Origin of the sequence: Zoogloea sp. (genome assembly GCF_023150065.1) — a bacterium.
Taxonomy (GTDB): domain Bacteria; phylum Pseudomonadota; class Gammaproteobacteria; order Burkholderiales; family Rhodocyclaceae; genus Zoogloea.
Genome location: NZ_JAKLLN010000002.1, coordinates 124,031 through 146,677, shown reverse-complemented (window position 1 = coordinate 146,677; position 22,647 = coordinate 124,031). Strand labels below are relative to the sequence as shown.

General features: G+C 65.8%; 22 protein-coding genes. 18 read left to right on the top strand and 4 right to left on the bottom strand.

Annotated features, from left to right (window positions below):
• Positions 1-36 precede the first annotated feature (36 nt).
• Together phoU and L6Q67_RS03930 are read left to right on the top strand one after the other, a co-directional pair.
• Positions 37-735, top strand: coding sequence for a phosphate signaling complex protein PhoU (phoU, locus tag L6Q67_RS03935; protein ID WP_296565633.1), 699 nt, complete (start codon positions 37-39; stop codon positions 733-735).
• Positions 736-889: 154 nt separating this feature from the next.
• The gene (locus L6Q67_RS03930) at positions 890-1,654 is read left to right on the top strand and encodes a flagellar brake protein (protein ID WP_296565629.1); all 765 of its coding nucleotides are present in this window, start codon (positions 890-892) and stop codon (positions 1,652-1,654) included.
• Positions 1,655-1,743: 89 nt separating this feature from the next.
• On the opposite strand, the gene fliE is transcribed toward L6Q67_RS03930, so the two are convergent.
• From fliE to L6Q67_RS03915, 3 genes are all read right to left on the bottom strand, one after another.
• The gene (gene fliE / locus L6Q67_RS03925; protein ID WP_296565627.1) at positions 1,744-2,064 is read right to left on the bottom strand and encodes a flagellar hook-basal body complex protein FliE; all 321 of its coding nucleotides are present in this window, start codon (positions 2,062-2,064) and stop codon (positions 1,744-1,746) included.
• A 63-nt stretch (positions 2,065-2,127) separates the two neighbouring features.
• Positions 2,128-3,525, bottom strand: a complete 1,398-nt coding sequence (locus tag L6Q67_RS03920; protein WP_296565624.1) for a sigma-54 dependent transcriptional regulator — start codon at positions 3,523-3,525, stop codon at positions 2,128-2,130.
• A gap of 34 nt (positions 3,526-3,559) precedes the next feature.
• The gene (locus L6Q67_RS03915) at positions 3,560-4,663 is read right to left on the bottom strand and encodes an ATP-binding protein (protein WP_296565619.1); all 1,104 of its coding nucleotides are present in this window, start codon (positions 4,661-4,663) and stop codon (positions 3,560-3,562) included.
• 155 nt (positions 4,664-4,818) lie between these two features.
• Between L6Q67_RS03915 and fliF the strand changes: the two genes are divergently transcribed.
• The 9 genes from fliF to fliN all read left to right on the top strand — a co-directional run bounded on the left by fliF (position 4,819) and on the right by fliN (position 13,524).
• A complete protein-coding gene (fliF, locus tag L6Q67_RS03910) occupies positions 4,819-6,525 on the top strand; it encodes a flagellar basal-body MS-ring/collar protein FliF (protein WP_296565615.1) in 1,707 nt (568 codons plus the stop codon).
• A complete protein-coding gene (fliG, locus tag L6Q67_RS03905; protein WP_296565612.1) occupies positions 6,509-7,510 on the top strand; it encodes a flagellar motor switch protein FliG in 1,002 nt (333 codons plus the stop codon). The genes fliF and fliG overlap by 17 nt, the downstream gene beginning before the upstream one ends.
• Positions 7,511-7,525: 15 nt before the next feature.
• Positions 7,526-8,254: a flagellar assembly protein FliH gene (locus L6Q67_RS03900; protein ID WP_296565610.1), complete on the top strand. Its 729-nt coding sequence runs from the start codon at positions 7,526-7,528 to the stop codon at positions 8,252-8,254.
• Positions 8,254-9,657 carry a flagellar protein export ATPase FliI gene (fliI, locus tag L6Q67_RS03895; protein WP_296565607.1) on the top strand — a complete coding sequence of 468 codons (1,404 nt, stop codon included), beginning with the start codon at positions 8,254-8,256 and terminating at the stop codon, positions 9,655-9,657. The genes L6Q67_RS03900 and fliI overlap by 1 nt, the downstream gene beginning before the upstream one ends.
• A gap of 83 nt (positions 9,658-9,740) precedes the next feature.
• Positions 9,741-10,190: a flagellar export protein FliJ gene (gene fliJ / locus L6Q67_RS03890; RefSeq protein ID WP_296565597.1), complete on the top strand. Its 450-nt coding sequence runs from the start codon at positions 9,741-9,743 to the stop codon at positions 10,188-10,190.
• Between the two features lie 73 nt (positions 10,191-10,263).
• Positions 10,264-11,385: a flagellar hook-length control protein FliK gene (locus tag L6Q67_RS03885; RefSeq protein ID WP_296565595.1), complete on the top strand. Its 1,122-nt coding sequence runs from the start codon at positions 10,264-10,266 to the stop codon at positions 11,383-11,385.
• 93 nt (positions 11,386-11,478) lie between these two features.
• Positions 11,479-12,051, top strand: coding sequence for a flagellar basal body-associated FliL family protein (gene fliL / locus L6Q67_RS03880; protein WP_296565593.1), 573 nt, complete (start codon positions 11,479-11,481; stop codon positions 12,049-12,051).
• Positions 12,052-12,063: 12 nt separating this feature from the next.
• The gene (gene fliM / locus L6Q67_RS03875; RefSeq protein ID WP_296565590.1) at positions 12,064-13,056 is read left to right on the top strand and encodes a flagellar motor switch protein FliM; all 993 of its coding nucleotides are present in this window, start codon (positions 12,064-12,066) and stop codon (positions 13,054-13,056) included.
• 9 nt (positions 13,057-13,065) lie between these two features.
• Positions 13,066-13,524, top strand: coding sequence for a flagellar motor switch protein FliN (gene fliN / locus L6Q67_RS03870; RefSeq protein ID WP_296565588.1), 459 nt, complete (start codon positions 13,066-13,068; stop codon positions 13,522-13,524).
• A gap of 37 nt (positions 13,525-13,561) precedes the next feature.
• On the opposite strand, the gene L6Q67_RS03865 is transcribed toward fliN, so the two are convergent.
• Complete coding sequence (locus L6Q67_RS03865) at positions 13,562-13,780, bottom strand: hypothetical protein (RefSeq protein WP_296565585.1); 219 nt, start codon at positions 13,778-13,780, stop codon at positions 13,562-13,564.
• A gap of 169 nt (positions 13,781-13,949) precedes the next feature.
• On the opposite strand from L6Q67_RS03865, the gene fliO reads away from it, so the two are divergent.
• Genes fliO through L6Q67_RS03830 form a run of 7 tightly spaced genes read left to right on the top strand, consistent with a single transcriptional unit; the run spans position 13,950 to position 22,628 of the window.
• On the top strand, positions 13,950-14,366 hold the full coding sequence (fliO, locus tag L6Q67_RS03860) for a flagellar biosynthetic protein FliO (protein ID WP_296565582.1): 417 nt from the start codon (positions 13,950-13,952) through the stop codon (positions 14,364-14,366).
• A complete protein-coding gene (gene fliP, locus L6Q67_RS03855) occupies positions 14,363-15,109 on the top strand; it encodes a flagellar type III secretion system pore protein FliP (RefSeq protein ID WP_296565579.1) in 747 nt (248 codons plus the stop codon). The genes fliO and fliP overlap by 4 nt, the downstream gene beginning before the upstream one ends.
• Positions 15,110-15,118: 9 nt before the next feature.
• A complete protein-coding gene (gene fliQ / locus L6Q67_RS03850; RefSeq protein ID WP_296565578.1) occupies positions 15,119-15,388 on the top strand; it encodes a flagellar biosynthesis protein FliQ in 270 nt (89 codons plus the stop codon).
• Positions 15,389-15,401: 13 nt separating this feature from the next.
• Positions 15,402-16,205, top strand: coding sequence for a flagellar biosynthetic protein FliR (gene fliR, locus L6Q67_RS03845; protein ID WP_296565575.1), 804 nt, complete (start codon positions 15,402-15,404; stop codon positions 16,203-16,205).
• Complete coding sequence (locus L6Q67_RS03840; protein ID WP_296565572.1) at positions 16,202-18,439, top strand: PAS domain S-box protein; 2,238 nt, start codon at positions 16,202-16,204, stop codon at positions 18,437-18,439. The genes fliR and L6Q67_RS03840 overlap by 4 nt, the downstream gene beginning before the upstream one ends.
• 53 nt (positions 18,440-18,492) lie before the next feature.
• Positions 18,493-19,539 (top strand): HD domain-containing phosphohydrolase, encoded by a 1,047-nt coding sequence (locus L6Q67_RS03835; RefSeq protein WP_296565569.1) that lies wholly within the window; start codon positions 18,493-18,495, stop codon positions 19,537-19,539.
• Entirely contained in the window at positions 19,536-22,628 is a 3,093-nt protein-coding gene (locus tag L6Q67_RS03830; protein ID WP_296565567.1) for a response regulator, read from the top strand. Before L6Q67_RS03835 ends, L6Q67_RS03830 begins: the two co-directional genes overlap by 4 nt.
• Positions 22,629-22,647: the final 19 nt, after the last annotated feature.

Genomic DNA, 22,647 nt, shown 5'->3' with positions numbered 1-22,647 from the left:
TTCGATGATTACATATCACCCCCAACAGGATTTCCCATGAACGAACACACATCCAAGAAGTTTGACGCCGAACTGGAAGGCATCCGGACGCGTGTCCTGCAGATGGGCGGCATGGTCGAACTGCAGATCGTGAAGGCCATGGAAGGCCTGTCAGACGGGGATCTGCTGCTGATCGACCAGGTCATCGAGAACGACAACCGGGTGAATCACCTGGAAATCGAGCTGGACGAGGCCTGCAATCAGGTCATCGCCAAGCGCCAGCCCACCGCTGTGGATCTGCGCATGATCAGCACGGTGCAGAAGACCATCACCGATCTCGAACGGATCGGTGATGAGGCCAAGAAGATCGCCAAGACGGCCAAGCAGCTGCACACCACCGGTTCGTCCTTTACCCCGCAGATCCGTCTCGCCCACATCGCCGACGCCGTGGTGGACATGCTCCGCACTTCCCTCGACGCCTACGCCCGCCTGGACACCATCTCGGCTGCCCAGGTGGTCCGCCAGGACAAGGAGGTCGATGCCGAGTTCAAGGGCATCATGCGCCAGCTCATCACCTACATGATGGAAGACCCCCGCACCATCTCCCAGTCCATCGAGCTGATGTTCGTGGCCAAGTCGGTAGAGCGTATCGGCGATCACGCAAAGAACATCGCTGAATACGTGGTCTATATGGTCAAGGGCCGCGACGTCCGCCACACCAGCCTTGAGGAAATCGAACGCGAAGCCACCCGCTGACTTCACGTTCTCCCGGAGCGCCCCAGGGCGCTCCGGTTATTTTCAGGCGATTCCTCGCCTTCCCGTCCGGCATGGGGCCCGCAGCGGCTCCGGGAGCCCATTCAGGGCTGCTAGAATCCCGTCCATCATCCGATTGCCGGACGCCATCGCCACCATGCCGCTCAAGTTCGAACTCCTGCAGGCCGACGACTATTCCCGCTACCTGCTGCGGGATAAAACCGACATCCTCTACAACCTCCGGGCCCTGATGCAAAAGCGGGCCATGCTAAGCGCCTTCATCGACGCAAGCGCCGACTCCTTCCTGAGTGCGATCCTGGCCATCACCCCGGACGAACGCCACCTCATCCTCGACGCAGCCAGTGATGAAGCCATCAATCAGCGGGTTGAAGGAGCCGAGCAGCTGATCTGTGTCACGCAACTCGACAAGATCAAGATCCAGTTTGCCGCCCAGGGCATCGAGCGCTTTCCCCACGAGGGTCATGAGGCCTTCAGGATCGCCCTCCCCGACGTCCTGCTGCGCCTGCAGCGACGGGAGTACTACCGCCTCACCGCGCCCAGCCCCCACAGCCTGAGCTGCCAGATCCCCATCGTGGTGGGTGGCGAAAACAAGGTGATCAGCGTCGAGGCCGATGTCGTGGACATCAGCGGCGGCGGGCTGGCCATCACGGTTCCGCCCAACGGGATCATTTTCGAGCCCGACATGGAGTTTGCCGATTGCCGGCTTATGCTTCCGGAGGTGGGCCCCATTGCGACCTCCCTGCGGGTGCGCAATCTCTTCCGCATCACCAACCGGGATGGCAGTGTGATGCTGAGGGCAGGGTGCGAGTTCATGAACCTGTCGGCAAGCATGGCCTCCTCCATCCAGCGCTACATCCTGCGTGCCGAACGCGAACGCAACGCCCGGGAACGCATCCGTTGATGCTCACGCCATTGAACAAAAAGCCGGCAATGCCGGCTTTTATGTTTGTGCGATAGGCGTCAGCCCGAGGAAGGCAGGCTGACGTTCAACTACACGGACATGTTCATGATGTCCTGGTAGGCAGTGACCAGCTTGTTGCGCACCTGGACCATCTGCTGGAAGGACAGGCTGGCTTTCTGCAGATTGACCATCACATCCTGCAGATTCACGTTGGGATCACCAGCCGAGAAACCCCTGGCCATCTCCTGGGCCTGCATCTGCGCCGAACTCACATCGGCAATGGCGCTTTGCAGGACCTGTCCGAAATCGGTCTCACCGGCAGCGGTTGCGGCCTGCGCAGCCTTGCCCGACGCCACCTGTGACGTGGCGCGCAGCTCTGACAGCATTTGATCGATTCCGCGGGTATCCATGATCCTGCTCCTTTTTCCTGACTATAGCAGAGCAAAGCACGTGCCAAGCAGCACAAGAGGCCATCAGCCGGAGAAGAGCCCCTCCTCGCGGTACTGCTGGAGCTTGTAACGGAGGGTCCGCTCGGAGATGCCAAGCTGCGCCACGGCCCGCTTTCGCGACCCGCCCACCTCTTTCAGCACCTGCAGGATGTGCTCACGCTCCAGATCCTTCATGTTGGCCGGACGCCCCCCGTCCTTGCTCCCCTCACCGACCTCTCCGGCAGAAACTACCGGATCTGCGGCAAAATTTGCCGAAACGGCAAGCGTCGAAACCGGCAGGCGCACGGGTTCGCCATTCCAGTGGGGCAGGCACAGACGGATCGTCTCCGCCGACACGGCCTCACTGCCGCTCAGGATCAGGGCGCGCTGCACCGTGTTCTCGAGCTCGCGGACATTGCCTGGCCAGTGGTAGGTCACCAGCACGGCCTCTGCCTCCGGCGAGAGTCGGCCAGCCCGCTTCAGACGTGCTCCGTGCATCAGCGCAAAATGCCGTGCCAGCGGCACAATGTCACCCGGGCGCTCGCGCAGGGATGGGATGGCCAGCGGAAACACGTTCAGCCGATAGAAAAGATCCTCCCGGAAACGTCCTGCCGCCACCTCCTTCGTCATATCGCGGTTGGTCGTCGCCAGCACGCGGATATCCAGGGGAATGGCCTTCTTTCCGCCCACCCGCTCCACCTCCCGTTCCTGCAGCACCCGCAGCAGCTTGGCCTGCAGACCCAGGGGCATTTCCGAAATCTCGTCGAGCAGCAGGGTTCCGCCCTCCGCCTGCTCGAACTTGCCGGCCTGGGAAGTGGCAGCACCGGTGAATGCGCCCTTTTCGTGACCAAACAGGGTGGCCTCGAGGAGCGTGTCGGGGATTGCCGCACAGTTGATGGCCACAAAGGGTCCACTGCGCCGCAGGGAGTGTTCGTGGAGATAGCGGGCAAAGACTTCCTTGCCGGTGCCGGACTCTCCGTTGAGCAGCACCGTGGCATCGGTCTCCGCCACCTTGTCGGCCAGGGCAAGCAGATTGCGGGTATGGGGGTCGGCGGCGATCATGCCGTCGGCCTGACGGGTCACGGCATAGCGCTGCACATGTTCGAGCAGCACCGCGGGTTCAAAGGGCTTCATCAGAAAATCACAGGCTCCGCCACGCATGGCATCCACGGCCTTCTCCACGTCACCAAAGGCGGTCATCAACAGGACGGGCAGCTGGGGCAGGCGCTGGCGCAGTTCGGCCAGGAGCTGCAGACCATCCATCGGCTGCATCTTCAGGTCGGACAGGACCAGATTGAAGGCCTGCCGGTCCACTTCCGCCAGCGCGGCCGGGCCATCGCCGACCCCGGTGACGGCATGGCCGGCCAGCTCGAGGGTCAGGCACACCGCGTCCCGCAGGGGCGCGTCGTCTTCGACAACCAGGATGTGAAGGGCTTCTGGCATGGGGATCTCTCTAGAACTCGGGTGCAACGGGGCGTCAGCCGCCCATGGCGAGGGTCAGGGTGAAGGTGGAACCACGACCGGGCTCCGACTCGATACCGATGTCGCCTCCGTGGGCGCGGGCTACCCCCCGGGCGATCGCCAGCCCCAGACCGGTTCCGTCGGGGCGGGTGGTAAAGAACGGCTCGAAAAGCCGTGACTGTAGGGCGGGGTCGATACCGCGGCCGTCATCGGTGACCCGGAAACAGGCCCGCACACCGTCCTGCTCGGCATGAAAGCGGACGGAGCCGCCTGCCTCCAGGGCCTGGACGGCGTTCTCAAGCAGATTGGTCAGCGCTCCCGCGATCGCCTTGCGATCGCCCACCACACGGGTGTCGCCACAGGCACACGTCGCCTCGAAGCCCAGTCCGCGAGCCCGGGCGACCGGCTCGAGGGTCTGGGCCAGCTCGGCCACCAGATCACAGATGGCAAAAGGTTCACGCCCGAGGGTCTCGCCCCGGGCGAACAACAGCATGTCGCGAATGAGCTTTTCCAGATGACGCAGACGTTCCAGGGCCCGGGTGCCAACACGCTCCTTGTCGGCCGGGGCCATGTCCTGCTGCACCAGGGTAGCGGTGTACAGCAGCGCTGCCGACAGGGGCGTGCGCAGCTGATGGGCCAGGCCGGCAACCATCTCGCCCATCGCGGCGAGGCGCTCGTTGCGCTCGGCAGCCAGGCGCATGTGATGGGCTTCGGTGACATCGGTCAGCAGCACGATATGCCCTTCGCCGGACTCCAGCGGCGCATCCACCCGGGTCACGCGCCGGGTTTCGCCGGCGTGGTCCACCTGCCACTCACCCGGCGTTTCGGTGCCCGCCAAGCGGGTGGCGCAAAACGCCATCCAGTCCACGCCCGCCAGGGGCTCGCCGAACATCCCCTCCACGGCCTTGTTGGCCTGGACCACCCGGGCGTCCCGGTCAAGGACGACGACACCGGCCGGCAGCGCCCCCATCAACACGCTCAGGCGCTCGGTCAGCTGGCCGACCTGGGTCTGCAGCCCGGCGTAGGCGCCGGTCAGCGCCTCGGATGCCTGGCTGAACTGGCGGAAGGCATCGGCCAGCTGGCGGGCATCGAGACGGTCTTCGGTAGCAGGGTCGGTCATGGATGGGCGGAGACGAAATTCACCGGTTCGCAGCTTAGGCCTGCCGACGCCCCGGCAAGGCGGCAAATAGGCGGCAAAAAGCGCCGCTAATCCCACCGTAGAAAACCCCGGCAACGCGCCAGAATGCGAGCATCCGAAATAGGGGGAATGTTTCCATGGCAGCAGAAGAGGCCGCCGCTCCGGCCCCGCCCGCCTCACCATTTGCCCAGGTGCAGGAGAACATCCGCAACCTGTCCCAGCGCCAGAAGCTTGCTGCCGGCGCTGCGCTGGCGTTCGGCATCGCCCTGATCGTCGGCGTGCTGCTGTGGAGCCGCCAGCCCGACTACGCCGTGCTGTTCTCCAATCTCGCCGAGAAGGACGGCGGCGCCGTCGTTGCCAGCCTCCAGCAGCAGAACGTCCCCTACAAATTCTCGGACAACGGTAACGCCATCCTGGTGCCGGCCACCCAGGTCCATGACCTGCGCCTGCGCCTCGCCGCCCAGGGCATCCCGAAGGGCGGCCTGGTGGGCTTTGAGCTGATGGAGACCCAGAAGCTCGGCCTGTCCCAGTTCCACGAGCAGGTGAACTACCAGCGCGCCCTGGAAGGCGAGCTGTCCCGCACGATCTCCTCGATTGCCAGCGTCGCAGGGGCGCGGGTGCATCTGGCCATTCCCAAGCAGACCGCCTTCCTGCGCGACGAACAGAAGCCCACCGCCTCGGTGATGGTGAATCTGCACACCGGCCGCAGCCTCGACCAGGCCCAGATCGCCGGCATCGTGCACCTGATCTCCTCCAGCGTACCCAACCTGTCCAACGACAACGTGAGCGTCATCGACCAGGACGGCAGTCTGCTCACCAAGAAGCCCGACCCCCTGCGCACCTCCCTCGACGCCACCCAGATCAAATACACCCGCGAGCTGGAGGAAGGCTACATCGAGCGCATCAACGCCATCCTCACGCCACTCTTCGGCAAGGGCAATTTCCGCGCCCAGGTTTCCGCAGACGTGGACTTCAATCAGACCGAACAGACCGCCGAGACCTACCGCCCCAACCCATCCCCCGAGCAGGCCATCCGCAGCCAGCAGAGCAACGAGAGCCAGACCCGCGACCAGGGGCCGCAAGGTGTGCCGGGCGCCCTCAGCAATCAGCCCCCCGTCCCCGCCACGGCGCCGGTGACCACGCCGGCAGTGCCGGGAACGACCGGCGCCAGCGGCCAGCCCCCCCTTACCACCAGCAAGAGCGCCACCATCAACTACGAGGTGGACAAGACCATCCAGCACACGCGCAAGGCCCTCGGCCAGATCAAGCGCCTGTCGGTGGCGGTGGCCATCAACCACAAGGAAGAAAAGGACAAGAACGGCAACGTCAAGACCGTTCCCCTCAGCGATGACGAGCGCAAGCAGGTTGAAGACCTCGTGCGCGAAGCCGTCGGCTACAGCAAGGACCGGGGCGACACCATCAACGTCGCCAGCAGTGCCTTCGTCGCTTCCGACAAGGACGCCTTCGAAACCCCGATCTGGAAGGACCCGGACAACGTCGCCCTGTTCAAGGAGCTCCTCAAATACCTGGTCATTGCCGGCGTGATCGCCTTTGTGGCCTTCGGGGTCATCCGGCCGCTGATGAAGCAGGTCATGCCGCCCCCGCCCGAAGAGAAGGACGAAGACGCAGACGCCGCCTCCGGCCGTGCCGACGGAGAAGAGGGCGAAGAAGGTGAGGAAGGCGAGGACGACGAGGGCGCCCAAGTGGCCCTGTCGCCGGAAGCCGCAGCTCGCCTGGCCTATGACGAAAAACTCGCCAAAGTACACGAGATCGCCAAGAACAACCCGCGCGTGGTCGCCAACCTGATCAAGGAATGGATGGGAAGCAATGAGCAGCAACGATGAGGGCCAGGAAAAGAGCGCCCTGCTGTTGATGACCCTGGGTGCCGACGAAGCCGCCGAAGTGTTGAAGCAGCTGGGCCCGAAGGAGGTCCAGAAACTCGGTGCCGCCATGGCCGGCATGCCCTCCCAGCCGCGGGAGAAGGTCGAGATCATCCTCGACGAGCTGATCGCCTTTGCCGAGAAAGGCACGCCCATCGAGGCCGATCACGAGCACATCAAGGCGATGCTCACCAAGGCCCTCGGCGACGAGCGGGCCACCCACCTGATCAGCCGCGTGCTGCAGGGCTCCGACACCGCCGGCATCGAGAGCCTGAAGTGGATGGACGCCCCGACCGCCGCCGACATGATCAAGAACGAACATCCCCAGATCATCGCCACCATCCTGGTACACCTGGAGTTCGACCAGGCCGGCGAGATCCTCAAGCACTTCACCGACCGCCTGCGCAACGACGTGCTGCTGCGTATTGCCACCCTGGACGGGGTGCAGCCCGTCGCCCTGCGCGAACTCAACGAAGCCCTCACGCGCATGCTGGCCGGCGCATCCACCATCAAGAAGACCGCCATGGGTGGCGTGCGCCACGCCGCCGACATTCTCAACTTCGTCGGTTCGGCGGCCGAGACCGCGATCCTCGACAACGTGCGCGAATACGATCCCGACCTGGCCCAGAAGATCCTCGACGAGATGTTCGTGTTCGAGAACCTCATGGAACTCGACGACCGGGGCATCCAGACCCTGCTGCGCGAAGTCCAGAGCGACTCCCTGGTCATCGCCCTGAAGGGCGCGCCGCCCGAGATGCGCGAGAAGATCTTCAAGAACATGTCCCAGCGCGCCGCCGAGATGTTGCGGGAAGACCTCGAATCCCGTGGGCCGGTGCGCCTGTCGGAGGTGGAGGCCGAACAGAAGGAGATCCTCAAGACCGCCCGTCGTCTGGCCGAAGAGGGCCAGATCGCCCTTTCCAGTGGCGGTGGCGACGACGCCTTCGTCTAAACACCGCCCCCCACCATGTCCATGAATCGTCACCAGGCCGTCGGCGCCTACCAGCGCTGGGACCTCCCGTCCTTCGACGCGCCGGCGGCACCGCAGCCGGTCCCCCCTGAGCCCATCGAAAGTGGCGCCGAAGCACTCCCGGAGATCGTCGCCGCGCCGCCGCCCCCTCCGCCCGTCGAGCCGGAGCCCTTGCCCACGACCGGCATCGACCCCGAGCCGGACATCCACCTGCCCACCGCAGAGGACATCGAGCGCATCCACGAGGAGGCTCGCAAGGATGGCTACGCAGCCGGCTACGAAGAGGGCACGGCCCGCGGTCGCATCGAGGCGATGCAGTTCCATGGCCTCGTCGAAACCCTGGAGAACTCCCTCACCCTCCTCGACCAGGAGGTGGCCGACGAAATTCTGGCCCTGGCCACCGAACTGGCCCGCCAGATGGTGCGCCAGACCCTCACCGTGCGCCCCGAATCGGTCGTGGAGCTGATCCGCGAAGCCCTGCTGCAGCTACCCCAGGCCCACGCCCTCATCCACATCAACCCGGAAGACCTGGCCATGGCCAAGGAATACCTGGGTGAGCAGCTCTCCCACGCCGGTCACCGGCTGATCGACGACGCCACCATCACCCGCGGCGGCGTGCGCATCGAAGCGGCCGGCAGCCAGATCGACGCCACGGTGCAAACCCGCTGGCGCCGGGTCATGGACAACCTCAGCCGCAACATCCCCTGGGACGGAGACGCGCCCTGATGGAACACGGCATCGAGACCTGGAAGTCCTTTCTCGCCGACGGCCGCAAGCTCGTCGGCGCCACACCGCCTTACCAGATGTCGGGCCGCCTGACCCGCATCAACGGGCTGGTGATGGAGGCCTCCGGGCTCAAGCTCCCCCTCGGCTCGGGCTGCCGCATCATCATCCCCGGCGGCAGCTCGGTGGAGGCCGAAGTGGTGGGCTTTCACGGCGAGAAGATCTTCCTGATGCCCACCGACGACGTCTTTGGCCTGGCGCCCGGCGCCCAGGTGCTGCCGGTGGAGCCCACCCAGCCCCCGCTGATCGCCGGCGAGCGCATCGAGCCCCGCCGCCGCGCCTCCGACCGGGCCAAGCACCTGCCCATGGGTGACGAGCTCCTCGGCCGGGTGGTGGACGGCGCCGGCCGGCCGCTGGACGGGCTCGGCCCCCTGGCCGTCCGCCATTCCCGGCCTCTCCAGGCCCGGCCCATCAACCCCCTGCAGCGCGCCCCCATCAGCCAGTCCCTGGACGTGGGCATCCGTGCCATCAATGCCCTGCTCACGGTGGGGCGCGGCCAGCGCATGGGCCTCTTCGCCGGCTCCGGCGTGGGTAAATCGGTGCTCATCGGCATGATGGCCCGCTACACCGCTGCCGACGTGATCGTGGTCGGGCTGATCGGCGAGCGCGGCCGCGAGGTGAAGGAATTCATCGAGCACAACCTGGGCCCCGAGGGCCTGGCCCGCTCGGCGGTCATCGCCGCCCCCGCCGACTGCAGCCCGCTGATGCGCCTGCAGGGCGCCTCCTACGCCACCACCGTGGCCGAATATTTCCGCGACCAAGGCAAGCAGGTGCTGCTGATCATGGACTCCCTCACCCGCTACGCCATGGCCCAGCGGGAGATCGCCCTGGCCATCGGCGAGCCACCGGTGACCCGCGGCTACCCGCCATCGGTGTTCGCGCGCCTGCCAGCCCTGGTCGAACGGGCCGGCAACGGCCCCGAGGGCGGCGGCTCGATCACCGCCTTCTACACCGTGCTGGCCGAGGGCGATGACCAGCAGGACCCCATCGCCGACTCGGCCCGGGCCATCCTCGACGGCCACATCGTGCTGTCCCGCAACCTGGCCGACCAGGGCCACTACCCGGCGATCGACATCGAGCAATCCATCTCCCGGGCCATGCACAACCTGGTCAAGAGCCAGCACTTCGACATGGTGCGGCGCTTCAAACAGCTCTTTTCCCGCTACCAGCGCTCCCGCGACCTGATCGCGGTGGGGGCCTACCACGCCGGCTCCGACCCCGTCCTCGACCAGGCCGTCGCCATGTACCCGCGACTGGAGGCCTTCCTGCAGCAGCGCATCGAGGAGAGCGAGCCTTACGAATCCGCGGTGGAGAAGCTCCACGCACTGTTTGGCGCCACCCCATGACACGCACGCCGGCCAGCAAGGCCATCAGACCCTGCCCCTAAAGATTCCCGCCCCCCGTCCGATAACGCCGAGAGAAACAGACGATGACCGAGCAGTTTCCGCTACAGCCTTTGCTGGATCTCGCCAACACCCGCATGGACGACGCGGCGCGGCGGCTCGGCGAGCTGATTGCCAGTGATCGTGCGGTTGAAGAGAAGCTCGCCCTCCTCGTGGAGTATCGCCGGGAGTATCAGGCCCGCTTTGTGGAAACCGCCCGCAACGGAATCGGCCCCGATGCCTGGCGCAATTACAGCGCCTTCCTCGCCAAGCTCGACGAAGCCATCGCCCACCAGCAGGGCGTGGTCACCGAATCCAAGCGACGCGTCGAACAAGGCCAGCAGGAATGGGTGGACCAGCGCAACAAGGTGAAGGCCTTCGACACCCTGTCCCACCGTCACCAGACCCTGCAGGCCCGCAAGGAAGCCAAGCAGGAGCAGCGGCTCACCGACGAACACGCCGCCAAGCAGTTCCGGGACCGCGGCAACGAAGAATGAAGGTAGCGCCAGCCAGTGCTGGCACGTGGCTTGCTGATACGGAGTTGTCTGCATCCTTACCAGGAACACCATCATGTCCGGACCGGCCTTGAACCCCATCGCCAGCATCGCCCCCGCGGCCCCGCCGAAAGGCCTGGATGCCTCCAGCCCGGATGCTGCCGCCCCGTCCGAACCGGACAAGGGCGGTACCGGCTTCGCCTCCGAGCTGCAGCGCCAGATGAAGGGCAGTCCGCCTCCGGACGACGGGCAGGGTTCCAAATCCGCGTCTGATACCGATACCGACTCCGATGCAGCGGCCCGGGCCGAGGCCGCGGCACAGGCCCAACCACCGGCCCAGCCCGAACTGGCTGCGCTGCTGGGCGGCCTCCTCCCCGCCGCCGCCCTTCCCCCGGCAGAACCGGCCCCGGCCGCCTCCGGGGAGGGCGACACCGCGCCAATCTCGGCTGACACCAGCACCCTGCCCGGCGGCGGCCTCTTCGCCCTGCCCACCGCGCTTACACCGGAGGCCATATCCCGGAGCACTGGCGGCAATGCGGAACAGAAAACGGCAGAGAGCGCCGTCGGCGCTCCGGCAAACTTTGCCGCCACACCCGGCAAAGGCGAAGACATCGCCCCCCATGGTGCGCCGACAGCCTTGGCCGACGCCCCTTTGCGGGCGGCCGAGCCCCCGGTCGCAGCCCCCCCGACCAACAGCTTCGCCGCCATACACGCTGCCGCACTGGCCAACCTCCAGGGAGCCGCCCCTCCCCAAGCCCCGGCGCCTGTGCCCATGCACGTGGCCACCCCGGCCGGCAGCCCCGGCTGGCCCGAGGAGGTCGGCAACCGGGTCAGCTGGATGGTCGGACAGGCGGAGAGCCACGCCGAGCTCACCCTCACCCCGCCCCAGCTGGGCAAGGTGGAGGTCTCGATCACCGTCAGCGGCGACCAGACCAGTGCCCAGTTCGTGGCCGCAACCCCGGCTGCCCGCGAGCTGATCGAGCAGAGCCTGCCCCGCCTGCGGGAAATCCTTGAACAGAGCGGTATCAGCCTCGGGCAGACCGATGTGGGCACCTCCGGCCAGCCCGGCGACCCGGAACGCAGCCCCCGCGGCAGCCAGTGGCGGGGTGGTGGCAGCGCCGATGAAGGACTTGCAACAAACGCAGTGCCGGCCCAATGGGCCAGGCGCGGCGAAGGTTTGGTTGACACGTTTGCCTGAAGTGGCACAAATGGCGGGCCGTGATGCCCCTATTCAACGCTTGCCGGGCAGCCGTGGTGGATAACAATGGATGCAAACAAGGAGTGATCCAGCATGTCGAAAGCACCGGCCAAGGCTGAAAGCGCCGAAGGCGAAGCCCCCGCCAAGGGTGGCAAGAAGAAGATGATCATCATCATCGTGGCAGTTCTGGTGCTGGCAATTGCCGGCGCGGGTGCTTTCATGATGATGGGCAAGAAGAAGCACGCCGAAGGTGAGGACGCGGAAGAAGAGCCCGCCGCCCATGAGCCGCCCAAGGTCAAGGTGGATCCGTCCAAGCCGCCGGTCTTCGTGCAGCTCGAGCAATTCACCGTCAACCTGGCCCCCGAGGAGGGTGAGCACTTCCTGCAATCCACCATGGTCCTGCGGGTTGCCGACGCCAAGGTGGGCGACTCCCTGAAGCTCTACATGCCCGAGCTGAAGCACCGCATCATCATGCTGCTGTCGTCCAAGAAGCCCTCCGATTTGGTCAGCTCGGAAGGCCGCGAGGAGCTTGCCGACGAGATCAAGGAGGAAGCCAACGACGTGCTCGGCTATGCCCCCAACCCGAAGAAGAAAAACAAGCGCAGCCGCCCCGAAGACGACGGGCCGGTGCTTGCCGTGCTGTTCAACCAGTTCATCGTGCAATAACGGGGTTTAGTCATGGCCCAGGACTTTCTCTCCCAGGAAGAGGTGGATGCCCTGCTCAAGGGCGTCACCGGGGAGAGTGACGACACAGAGCACGCAGAAGAGAACACCAGCGGGGTCCGGGACTACAACCTGGCCACCCAGGAGCGCATCGTGCGTGGGCGCATGCCCACCATGGAGCTCATCAACGAGCGCTTCGCCCGCTATCTGCGCATCGGCATGTTTACTTACATGCACCGCAACGTCGAAGTCTCGGTGGGGCCCATCAAGGTCCAGAAATTCAGCGAGTTCGTGCGCAACCTGGTCGTACCCACCAACCTCAACCTGTTCATCGCCAAGCCCCTGCGTGGCACGGGGCTCATCGTTCTCGACCCGAACCTGGTGTTCCTGGTGGTGGACAACCTGTTCGGTGGCGACGGCCGCTTCCACACCCGGGTCGAAGGCCGCGACTTCACCCCCACCGAACAACGCATCATCCAGGGTCTGCTGAAGGTCACCTTCGACGAGTACGCCAAGGCCTGGGCCCCCGTGCAGAAGCTGGAGTTCGAGTACGTCCGCTCGGAGATGAACCCCCAGTTCGCCAACATCGCCACGCCCAGCGAAATCGTCGTGGCGGCCTCGTTCACGCTGGAGTTCGGCGGCTCTCAGGCGGAGATGCACTTCTGCTTCCCCTACTCGATGCTGGAGCCGATCCGCGAGACGCTCTACTCGACCATGCAGAGCGACCACATCACCCAGGACAACCGCTGGGTGAACATGATGGGCAAACAGCTGCAGACCGCCGAAGTCACCCTGGTGGCCCGTCTGGGCACCGCCAAGGTCACCCTGCGGGATATCGTCCAGATGAAGCCGGGCGACGTGATTCCCCTCAACATCCCGGAAACCGTACAGGCGGAAGTGGACGGAATCCCGTTCATGGAATGCCGCTACGGCGTCCAGCGCGGTCAATACGCCCTCAAGGTCGAACGCTTCCTGGCCCAGGAAGAAGAAACCGCGGCCAAGGGCTAGGAGCACACCATGTCAGAAACCGACACCCCCGACGAAAACCAGATCAGCGACGACGACTGGGCTGCGGCCATGCAGGAGCAGGCGGCCGCGGAAGGGCTCACCGACCCGGCGGAGCCTGCCGAGGACGATGGCTCCCCCTACCAGGCGAAGCCCGCCAGCCAGCTCTTTCCCGATTTCGGCCAGGCCGGCGCCAAAGGCGGCTCGATCAACGACTACGACATGATCCTGGACATCCCGGTGCAGCTCACCGTGGAACTGGGACGCACCAAGATCGCCATCCGCAACCTGCTGCAGCTGGCCCATGGATCGGTGGTGGAACTCGACGGCCTGGCCGGCGAGCCGATGGATGTACTGGTGAATGGCACCCTGATCGCCCAGGGTGAAGTGGTAGTGGTCAACGACAAGTTCGGGATCCGCCTGACCGACATCATCACGCCGGCCGAACGCATCCGCAAACTCCGCAACTGAACCTGCCACCAAGCCGCGGGTGGCAGGCACCCAGCCCTCAGCGCGCAGGGGCGGCTTCGCCAGCCCTTGGGCGCATCAGCACCGAACGGTTCGGCTGCCGATCAGGAGCGTTGGCCCGGTGCAGCAACCAGCGTTCCCCGAGAATCTGCAGGGCCCGCTGACGCTTGGCCTCATAAGCATTGCCGGACGCCGCCTCCGGCAACTTGTCTTCAGACGCGCCAGCCGCCGGCTGGATGTCACGATGCCACAGCAACATGATCACACCTCCTGAACCCGACACTGCTTTGATTGATAGCACATCATGCAGTTCATCGGCAAAAGGCGCAAAGCACAAAAATATGCCCCTTTTGCATGCCTAATCGACCCATTCCGTGATGGCCCTCACGGATAAGCTGGCGGCAGGCTCCCCACGGTTTCCGCCCCCCATGTCTTTCCCGCTTCCTGCTGCCGGCCTGCTCTTTCTGACCGGTTCCGCCTTCGCCGCGGACGGCGGCACCTTCGACACCACCGGGAGCGTTGTCCAGATGCTGCTCGGGCTGGGCCTGGTGATCGGCCTGCTCTACGCCAGCCTGCATGTTCTCCGCCGGATAGGGGGAGGCAACGCCCAGGGCGCCGCCCTGCTGAAGGTGCGGGGCGCAACGGCGGTCGGCCCCCGGGAGCGTGTCGTGCTGGTGGAGGTGGGCGACAAGATCCTCGTCCTCGGGGTCGCCCCGGGGCGGGTGAACGCCCTCCACACCCTCGACACCACCGATCTTCCCTCGCCCGGCAACAGCAGCCCCATGCCTGGCGGCAAGGACTTCCAGACCTGGCTCAAGCAGACCCTCGAACGCCGCACCCGATGAACCACCTCTCCCTCCTGCTCCGGCGCCTTGGCCCGCTGCTTCTGCTGGCGCCCCTACCCGTTCTGGCCCAGGCCATGCCCGCCCTCACCACCACACCCACGGGTGGTGGTGGCACCCAGTACAGCCTGTCCATCCAGACCCTGCTGCTGCTCACCTCCCTGAGCTTCCTGCCGGCCCTGGTGCTGATGACGACCAGCTTCACCCGGATCATCATCGTCATGTCCCTGCTGCGCCACGCCATGGGCACCCAGACCTCGCCCCCCAATCAGGTCATCGTCGGCCTGTCCCTGTTCCTCACCTTCTTCATCATGTCCCCGGTGATCGACAAGGTTTACACCGAGGCCTGGCAACCCCTGTCGGAGAACCGCATCACCTTCAACGAAGCCCTCGACCGGGCCACCGTACCGGTCAAGGCCTTCATGCTCAAACAGGTCCGCGAGCCCGATCTCAACCTGTTCTCCAAGCTCGCCAAGACGCCCCGGGTCGACAAGGCCGAAGACCTGCCCATGCGGGTAGTCATCCCGGCCTTCGTCACCTCCGAGCTGAAGACCGCCTTCCAGATCGGCTTCATCGTCTTCATCCCCTTCCTGATCATCGACATGGTCGTGGCCTCGGTGCTGATGTCCATGGGCATGATGATGATGAGCCCGGCCATCGTCGCCCTGCCCTTCAAGATCATGCTTTTCGTGCTGGTGGATGGCTGGAATCTGCTGATCGCCTCCCTCGTGCAGAGTTTCGGATAGGAGCGCCCCGTGACCCCCACTACCGTCATCGACCTGGGCCGTCAGGCCCTCGAGCTCACCCTGCTCGTCTCGGCGCCCCTGTTCATCGCCGCCCTCGCCACCGGCCTGATCATCTCCATCTTCCAGGCCGCCACCCAGATCAACGAGCAGACCCTGTCCTTCGTGCCCAAGCTGATCGCCACCTTCATCACCCTGGTGCTGGCCGGGCCTTGGATGATCACCATGATGACCGACTTCATCCGGCGTCTCTTCGAGAACATCCCCGCCATGATCGGCTGAGCCTGGCCACCCCATGCTCACCGTCACCGCGGCCCAGCTCGACGCCTGGCTGGCCCTTTTCGCCTTTCCCCTGGCCCGGGTCCTCGGCCTGATCAGCGCGGGGCCCGTGTTCGGCAACAACGCCCTTCCCCGACGCATCAAGCTGGTGGTCGGGCTGGCCGTGGGCCTCGGCGTCGCGCCGGCCTTCCCGGTGACGGTCAATGTTGCCCTCGACTCCTGGGCCGGGCTGCTCATCCTCCTTGAGCAGACCCTGATCGGCATCGCCATGGGCCTGGCCATGCGCGTGGTGTTTGCGGCCCTCGACCTGATGGGCGAACTCATCAGCCTGCAGATGGGCCTCTCCTTTGCCACCTTCTTCGACCCCATGGCCGGCGGACAGACGGCGGTCGTGGCCGAGCTGCTGGCCCTGCTGGCGACCCTCGTATTCCTCTCCCTGAATGGTCACCTGGTAATGCTCGACACCCTGGCCCGGAGCTTCGAATGGCTGCCGATCGGCAATGGTGACCTGCACCAGGAAGGCTGGATGGTGCTGGTGCATTCCGGGGCCACGATCTTCGCCTCCGGTCTGCTGATGGCCCTGCCGGTGGTCACCGCCCTGCTCATCACCAACATCGCCCTGGGCATCCTGACCCGCGCCGCGCCGCAGCTGAACCTCTTCGCCATCGGCTTTCCCATCACCATGACGGTCGGCTTCGTCGTGCTGCTGCTTGCCCTCGGGCATATGGCGCCCTTGCTGCAACGCTTCTACGACATGGGTTTCGACACCATGGCGAGTATCCTCCGCACCCTTCACCAGGCCCCCCCGGGGGCACGATGATCTCCGTGGCCGTCACCGCGCTGCTCGCCACCAGCCTGCTCGCGCTCATCGGGCTTGGCCTCGGCTGGCGACAGCTGAGCGCGGCCAGGCGTTCCGCGGCCGATCTGGCCACCGCCCTGCAGACCGAGCAGGCGCGCCGCTGCAGTGCCGAAGAAGCCCTCGACGCTGCACATGATCGCTTTTCCGCGGTGTTCCGCTTTCTGCCCGATCTCGTCACCCTGACCCGCCTCGACGACGCGCGCCTGATCGACATGAACCACAACTGGAGCACCCTGCTGGGCTACACCCGGGAACAGGGGCTCGGCCAGCGCGGGCGGGATTTCGGCCTGTGGGCCCGGCCGGAAGACGAGATCGAGATGGACACCCTGCTGCGTGCCGGTGAAGTCGTCCACAACCGCCCCGTGACCCTGCGCAACCGGGACGGACACACCCTGGAAACCCTGGCCCGGGCGCGGCTGCTGTCCATCGGCAAGCAGGCCTGCATCCTCACCGTGTTCCGTGACATCAGCGAGCAGATGCGTCTCGAACGCGCCGAACGCTCCGCCGCCGAAGCCCAGCGCATCTCCGAGGCCATGTTCTCCGCGGCCTTCCACTGCAGCCCCGACTACATCACCATCAGCCGCCTTTCCGACGGCACCATCCTCGAGGTCAACCAGGCCTTCATCCAGCTGGTCGGCTGGTCGCGGGAAGAGTCCATCGGCACCACCTCCCTGAACCTCGGCCTGTGGCCCATCCCCGAAGAGCGGGCGGCCGTGGTGGAGCTGGTCAGCCAGCACGGCGCCCTGCGCAACTTTCCCTGCACCATCGGCACCCGCGAGGGGCTGCGGCGTCACTGCCTGCTCAATGCCTCCACCGTGGTCATCGAAGGCCAGACCTGCCTCATCGCCATCGTCCGCGACGTATCCGAGCAGAAAGCTGCCGACGAGGCCCTGCAGGAGAGCCAGGCCAAGTTCTCGCGCATTTTCGCCTCGGCTCCCGTGGCCACGTCCGTGACCCGGCTGGCCGACCGTACCCACGTGGACGCCAACCCTGCCTGGGAGAACCTGTTCGGGCTCGAACGCAGCGCCGTACTCACCCGGAGCACTGGCGAGCTCGGCTTCTGGGTGGACTCCGAGGTCTACGACGATCTCTACGCCCGCATTGCCCGGGACGAGATCGTGGCCCAGCGGGAAGTCCGCATCCGCCCCCGGGGCCGCGACGAGATCGCCACCTGCCTGGTGTCCGGGTGTCGCCTGCGCATCAATGGCGAGGACTGCGGGCTGTGGTCCCTGGTGGATATCTCGGAGCTGCGACGGGTCCAGGGGCACATCGAAGAACTCAACGAGGGGCTGGAACGGCGGGTGGAGGAGCGCACCGCCGAACTGCAGAGCGCCCTCGAAACCCTGCACCAGGCCCGGGACGGGCTGGTGCGCAGCGAAAAACTGGCCGCCCTCGGCGCCCTCGTGGCCGGCATCGCCCACGAACTCAACACCCCCATCGGCAACAGCGTCACCGTCGCTACCACCCTCGCCGCCCGCACCGAAGAGATGACCCGGGAATTCGCCTCCGGCGGGCTGCGTCGCAGCAGTTTCGATGCCTACATGGAGAATGCCCGGGAGGCCGGCGAGCTGCTGATGCGCAGCCTGCAACGCGCCCAGGAACTGGTTCGCAGCTTCAAGCAGGTGGCCGTCGACCAGAGCAGCGAGAACCGCCGCTCCTTTGAGCTGGGCGAAATGCTCCACGAGATCGCGGTCACCCTCGGCCCCATGCTCAAAGGCACCCACTGCACCCTCGACATCGCCCCGGCAGAAGCGCTCCAGATGGACAGCTACCCCGGCGCCCTCGGTCAGATCCTCACCAACCTGGTCAGCAATGCCCTGACCCATGCCTTTGCCGAACGCCCCGACGGCCACATCACCGTCACCACCCAGGCCGGCCCCGACAACGTGCGCATCCGCATCACCGACAACGGCAACGGGATAGACAGCGCCAGCCTGCAGCGCATCTTCGACCCCTTCTTCACAACCCGCCTCGGCAAGGGGGGCAGCGGACTCGGCCTGTACATCGTGTACAACCTCGTCACCCGCACCCTGGGGGGGCAGATAGACGTCCAGAGTACACCCGGCACCGGCACCCGCTTCACCCTGCTACTGCCTTTCACGGCCCCGGCGGACGGCGCCCACGAAAACGCCATGGCCATTCCGGTTCATGACCGGCCCCCACTTAACTTCGAGGACTTCGGGCCGATAATCTGACATCGCCCAAGTCACCGGGACAGGCCTTTGCGCCCCGTCCCACCGGAGCCCCCATGGCCATAGCCATCGTTGATGACACCCCCCTCAACCTGACCCTGATCCAGGCGCTGGTTCGCAAGCTCACGCCGGCCGGCACCGAGATCGTGTGCTTCACGTCACCGCTCGAGGGGCTCAAATGGTGCGAAAGCCATGAGCCCGATCTGATCATCGTCGATTACATGATGCCCGACCTCAACGGCATCGAGTTCATCAACGCCGTGCGCCAGCTGCATCCGGCCGACGTGGTGCCCATCCTGATGGTCACCGCGGCCCATGAGAAGGAAGTCCGCTACCAGAGCCTCACCGCCGGGGCCAATGACTTCCTGACCAAGCCCATCGACCGCCACGAGTTCGACCCCCGGGTGCGTACCATGCTGGCCCTGCGCAGCAGCCACACTCGCCTGCGTACCTGGAACGACGACCTCCAGACCGAAGTCCGCCGCCAGACCGCCGACATCGTTGCCCGCGAGCGCGAAACCATCGCCCGCCTGGCCCGCGCCGCCGAGTTCCGCGACCCGGAAACCGGCGCCCACATCCTGCGCATGGCCCACTACTCCGAGCTCATCGCCCAACGCCTGGGCCTCGACCCTGAGCTGTGCGAGCGCCTCCTGAGCGCAGCCCCCATGCACGACGTCGGCAAGGTCGGCACGCCCGACCACATCCTCCTCAAGCCCGGGCGCCTCACCGACGAGGAAATGGCCATCATGCGGCGCCACGCCACCATCGGCTACGACATCCTCAAGGGCTCCTCCTCTCCGATGATCCAGCTGGCCGCCGAGATCGCCCTCAGCCATCACGAGAAATTCAACGGCAGCGGCTACCCCTCCGGGCTCGCCGGGGAGGCGATTCCCCTGGTGGGGCGCATCGTCGCCGTGGCCGATGTCTTCGACGCCCTCACCTCCGCACGCCCCTACAAGCCGGCCTGGGAGATCGAGCGGGCGGTCGACTTCCTGAAGACGGAACGCGGGCAGCACTTCGACCCCGACTGCGTCGACGCCTTCCTCGACCAATGGGCCGGCGTGCTGGCCGTACGGGAACGCTTTCAGGACGAAGAGGAATGATCGGCCTCCTGCATCGCCTGGCAGACCGTGTGGGGCTCCACTCCCTCGGCCAGCAACTCACCCTGCTGTTCGCCCTGCTGCTGACCCTGTCGGTCTCCGCCTACTCCCTTTACACCGGTTTCGATCAGGCCAACTACGTCGAACGTCTCGAGCGCACGCACGCCGACGAGCTGACCCAGCACCTGGCCGCGGTGCTTGAGCCCCACGTCGCCAGCAATGACCGCCGTGGCATCACCGAGCATCTGCTGGAAATCTCCAGCAACATGGCCATCCAGCGCCTCACCGTCACCGACCGCCAGGGCAATCCGTTGGCCAGCGTGCATCGCGCCACCGACACCGCCCCCCTGAGCGCGGAGCCGGACAGCGACACCCCCGTTCCCCTGCCGGATCAAGGGCGTCAGGCTGGCAGCGTCGAGGCCCAGGCCGGCAGCTCGATGATCGTTGCCTGGGTGGGGATCGGTGAAAAGGCACCCATGGGCTGGTTGCGCAGCGAGATCCATCCGGCCGCAGCCAACGACAGCCTGCACCACATCCTCAAGGACAGCGTCCTGGCCGGCCTGCTGACACTGCTGGTCGGCACCATGGCCATCCTGATCTTCCTGCGCCCCACCCTGCGCAGCCTGGAGCGGGCCACGACCTTTGCCGAAGCCATGGAGAACTGCCAGGGAGACACCCTCAACGAACCCACCTCGGTCGTCGAAATCCGCAAACTCGTGGATGCGCTCAACTGGACCTCCATCCGCCTCTTCGACGGCCAGTCGGCGCTGGCCGCCAGTGAGCTCCGCAACCGAGCCATCGCCGAAGCTGCCCTCGACTGCATCATCACCGTCGATGCCCTCGGGCGCATCCTCGAATTCAACCCCGCCGCCGAGCGCACCTTCGGAATCTCCCGCGCTGACGCCCTGCATCAGTCAGTCTCCGAACTCCTGTTTCCCGAGCAACTGCGTGACACCCACTCCGCCAGGCTCCGCGAGCTCCTCGAACACCCGCCCTCCGACACCCAGCAGCAGCGTATCGAAACCCTGGCCCGACGCTACAACGGCGAGGAGTTCCCGGTGGAAATGGCCCTGGTCACCGTGGATGGCGGTGGCAGCCGCCTGATCACCGCCTACCTGCGTGACATCGGCGAGCGCAAGGAGACGGAGCGGATCATGCGCCAGGCCAAGGAATCGGCCGAGGCCAACAGCCGCTCCAAGAGCGACTTCCTGGCCAACATGAGCCACGAGATCCGCACCCCCATGAACGCCATCCTGGGGATGACCGATCTGGCCCTGGAGACGGAGCTGGATGAAGAACAGAAGGAGTACCTGACCCTGGTGAAGAGCTCCGCCAACTCGCTGCTCGGCATCATCAACGACATCCTAGACTTCTCGAAGATCGAGGCCGGCAAGCTCGATTTCGAGCACATCGATTTCAGCCTGCGGGACTGCGTTGCCCTGGCTGCCCGGACCCTCCAGCAAAGGGCTGCCGAAAAGGACCTGCTGCTCAGCGTCCAGGTTGCACCCGAAGTCCCCGACAGCCTGATCGGCGACCCCCACCGGCTGCGCCAGGTCCTGATCAACATGATCTCCAACGGGATCAAGTTCACCGCCGAGGGCAGCGTCAGTGTCATCGTGCAGGCGGGTCCGGCGATTGAAAACGGTGTTTCCATCGAATTCAGCGTGCAGGACACCGGGATGGGGATTCCTGCCGAAAAGCAGGGGCTGATCTTCGAGGCCTTCTCCCAGGCAGATACATCCACGACGCGGCGCTACGGCGGCACCGGCCTGGGGCTCACCATCAGCGCCCAGTTGGTCCAGGCCATGGGCGGTCAGATCAGCGTGGACAGCACACCCGGCGTGGGAAGCACTTTCCGTTTCACCGCCCGCTTCGAACGGGGCCAGTGCACTGCGAGCACCGAGGAGCGCGCCCACCTGGAAGGCCTGCCGGTGCTCATCGCCGTGGACAACCCCACCGAGCGCAGCACCCTCATCGAACTCCTGAGTCAGTGGCGGATGACTCCCACCTGCGCCCCTGACGCCAACACCTGCCTGCGTGAGCTGACCCAGGCAGCCAGCAACGGCCTGCCCTACCGGGTTGTCGTCCTCGGAACACAGCTGCCCGATGCCGAGGGTTTCGCCCTGGCCGAGACGATTCCCCAGTCCGGCATCCCCCAACCCTGCGTCATCATGCTTGCCGGTGAAGGCCGGCGGGGCGACGGGGCCCGCTGCCGGGACCTGGGCATCGCCGCCTACCTGCCGATGCCGGTCGAGGCCTCCGACCTGCTCAACGCCATCCTGCTGTCGGTCGACCCGATCGATGAACGCCCGCTGATCACCCGCCACACCCTGCGCGAACAGCGCCGCCAGCTGCGCATCCTGCTGGCCGAGGACAACGTGGTCAACCAGACCCTGGCCATGCGCCTGCTGGCCAAGCTGGGACATCACGTGGAGGTCGCGAACAACGGTGAGGAAGCCCTCGCCCTCCATGCGGCAGGGCGTTTCGATGCCATCCTGATGGACGTGCAGATGCCGGTGATGGGTGGCTTTGAAGCCACCGCCGAGATCCGCAGGCGGGAAGCGGCGGGCATGCCCCGCACCCCGATCATCGCCATGACCGCCCACGCCATGAAGGGCGACCGGGAGCGCTGCCTGCAGGCCGGCATGGACGGCTACCTGTCCAAACCGGTCCACGCCCCGGATCTGGTCGAAGTGCTGATTCACCATACCGGCCACAACGACCCGGCGCCGGCTCCCGTCACCGAATCCGCCCCTGCAGGCGGCCCGATATTCGACCGGGAGCAAGTACTGGCCAACCTGGGCGATGATGAAGATCTGCTGGCCCAGCTGATGGTCATGTACAGCGAGGACGAACCCCGTCTGCTGGCCGACGTGGAAGCAGCGGTGGCCGCCGGTGACGCCGAGGCACTCTACGGTACCGCCCATGCCCTGAAGGGCGCCGTATCCAACTTCTGCGCCAGCCGCTCCCAGGCCAAGGCCCAGCAGCTCGAACGCATGGGCCGGGAGAAGAACATGGACGGAGCAAGCGCTGCTCTCGCCGAACTCAAGCAGGAACTGAGCTCTCTGCGGGTCGCCTTCGCCGAAGGCTGACCGCCCGCACGGATCCGAC

What these genes read in the sequence shown, in the direction of transcription:
- phoU (WP_296565633.1), top strand. Translation starts at nt 37, where the DNA reads ATGAACGAACACACATCCAAGAAGTTTGACGCCGAACTGGAAGGCATC.
- L6Q67_RS03930 (WP_296565629.1), top strand. Translation starts at nt 890, where the DNA reads ATGCCGCTCAAGTTCGAACTCCTGCAGGCCGACGACTATTCCCGCTAC.
- fliE (WP_296565627.1), bottom strand. Translation starts at nt 2,064, where the DNA reads ATGGATACCCGCGGAATCGATCAAATGCTGTCAGAGCTGCGCGCCACG.
- L6Q67_RS03920 (WP_296565624.1), bottom strand. Translation starts at nt 3,525, where the DNA reads ATGCCAGAAGCCCTTCACATCCTGGTTGTCGAAGACGACGCGCCCCTG.
- L6Q67_RS03915 (WP_296565619.1), bottom strand. Translation starts at nt 4,663, where the DNA reads ATGACCGACCCTGCTACCGAAGACCGTCTCGATGCCCGCCAGCTGGCC.
- fliF (WP_296565615.1), top strand. Translation starts at nt 4,819, where the DNA reads ATGGCAGCAGAAGAGGCCGCCGCTCCGGCCCCGCCCGCCTCACCATTT.
- fliG (WP_296565612.1), top strand. Translation starts at nt 6,509, where the DNA reads ATGAGCAGCAACGATGAGGGCCAGGAAAAGAGCGCCCTGCTGTTGATG.
- L6Q67_RS03900 (WP_296565610.1), top strand. Translation starts at nt 7,526, where the DNA reads ATGTCCATGAATCGTCACCAGGCCGTCGGCGCCTACCAGCGCTGGGAC.
- fliI (WP_296565607.1), top strand. Translation starts at nt 8,254, where the DNA reads ATGGAACACGGCATCGAGACCTGGAAGTCCTTTCTCGCCGACGGCCGC.
- fliJ (WP_296565597.1), top strand. Translation starts at nt 9,741, where the DNA reads ATGACCGAGCAGTTTCCGCTACAGCCTTTGCTGGATCTCGCCAACACC.
- L6Q67_RS03885 (WP_296565595.1), top strand. Translation starts at nt 10,264, where the DNA reads ATGTCCGGACCGGCCTTGAACCCCATCGCCAGCATCGCCCCCGCGGCC.
- fliL (WP_296565593.1), top strand. Translation starts at nt 11,479, where the DNA reads ATGTCGAAAGCACCGGCCAAGGCTGAAAGCGCCGAAGGCGAAGCCCCC.
- fliM (WP_296565590.1), top strand. Translation starts at nt 12,064, where the DNA reads ATGGCCCAGGACTTTCTCTCCCAGGAAGAGGTGGATGCCCTGCTCAAG.
- fliN (WP_296565588.1), top strand. Translation starts at nt 13,066, where the DNA reads ATGTCAGAAACCGACACCCCCGACGAAAACCAGATCAGCGACGACGAC.
- L6Q67_RS03865 (WP_296565585.1), bottom strand. Translation starts at nt 13,780, where the DNA reads ATGTTGCTGTGGCATCGTGACATCCAGCCGGCGGCTGGCGCGTCTGAA.
- fliO (WP_296565582.1), top strand. Translation starts at nt 13,950, where the DNA reads ATGTCTTTCCCGCTTCCTGCTGCCGGCCTGCTCTTTCTGACCGGTTCC.
- fliP (WP_296565579.1), top strand. Translation starts at nt 14,363, where the DNA reads ATGAACCACCTCTCCCTCCTGCTCCGGCGCCTTGGCCCGCTGCTTCTG.
- fliR (WP_296565575.1), top strand. Translation starts at nt 15,402, where the DNA reads ATGCTCACCGTCACCGCGGCCCAGCTCGACGCCTGGCTGGCCCTTTTC.
- L6Q67_RS03840 (WP_296565572.1), top strand. Translation starts at nt 16,202, where the DNA reads ATGATCTCCGTGGCCGTCACCGCGCTGCTCGCCACCAGCCTGCTCGCG.
- L6Q67_RS03835 (WP_296565569.1), top strand. Translation starts at nt 18,493, where the DNA reads ATGGCCATAGCCATCGTTGATGACACCCCCCTCAACCTGACCCTGATC.
- L6Q67_RS03830 (WP_296565567.1), top strand. Translation starts at nt 19,536, where the DNA reads ATGATCGGCCTCCTGCATCGCCTGGCAGACCGTGTGGGGCTCCACTCC.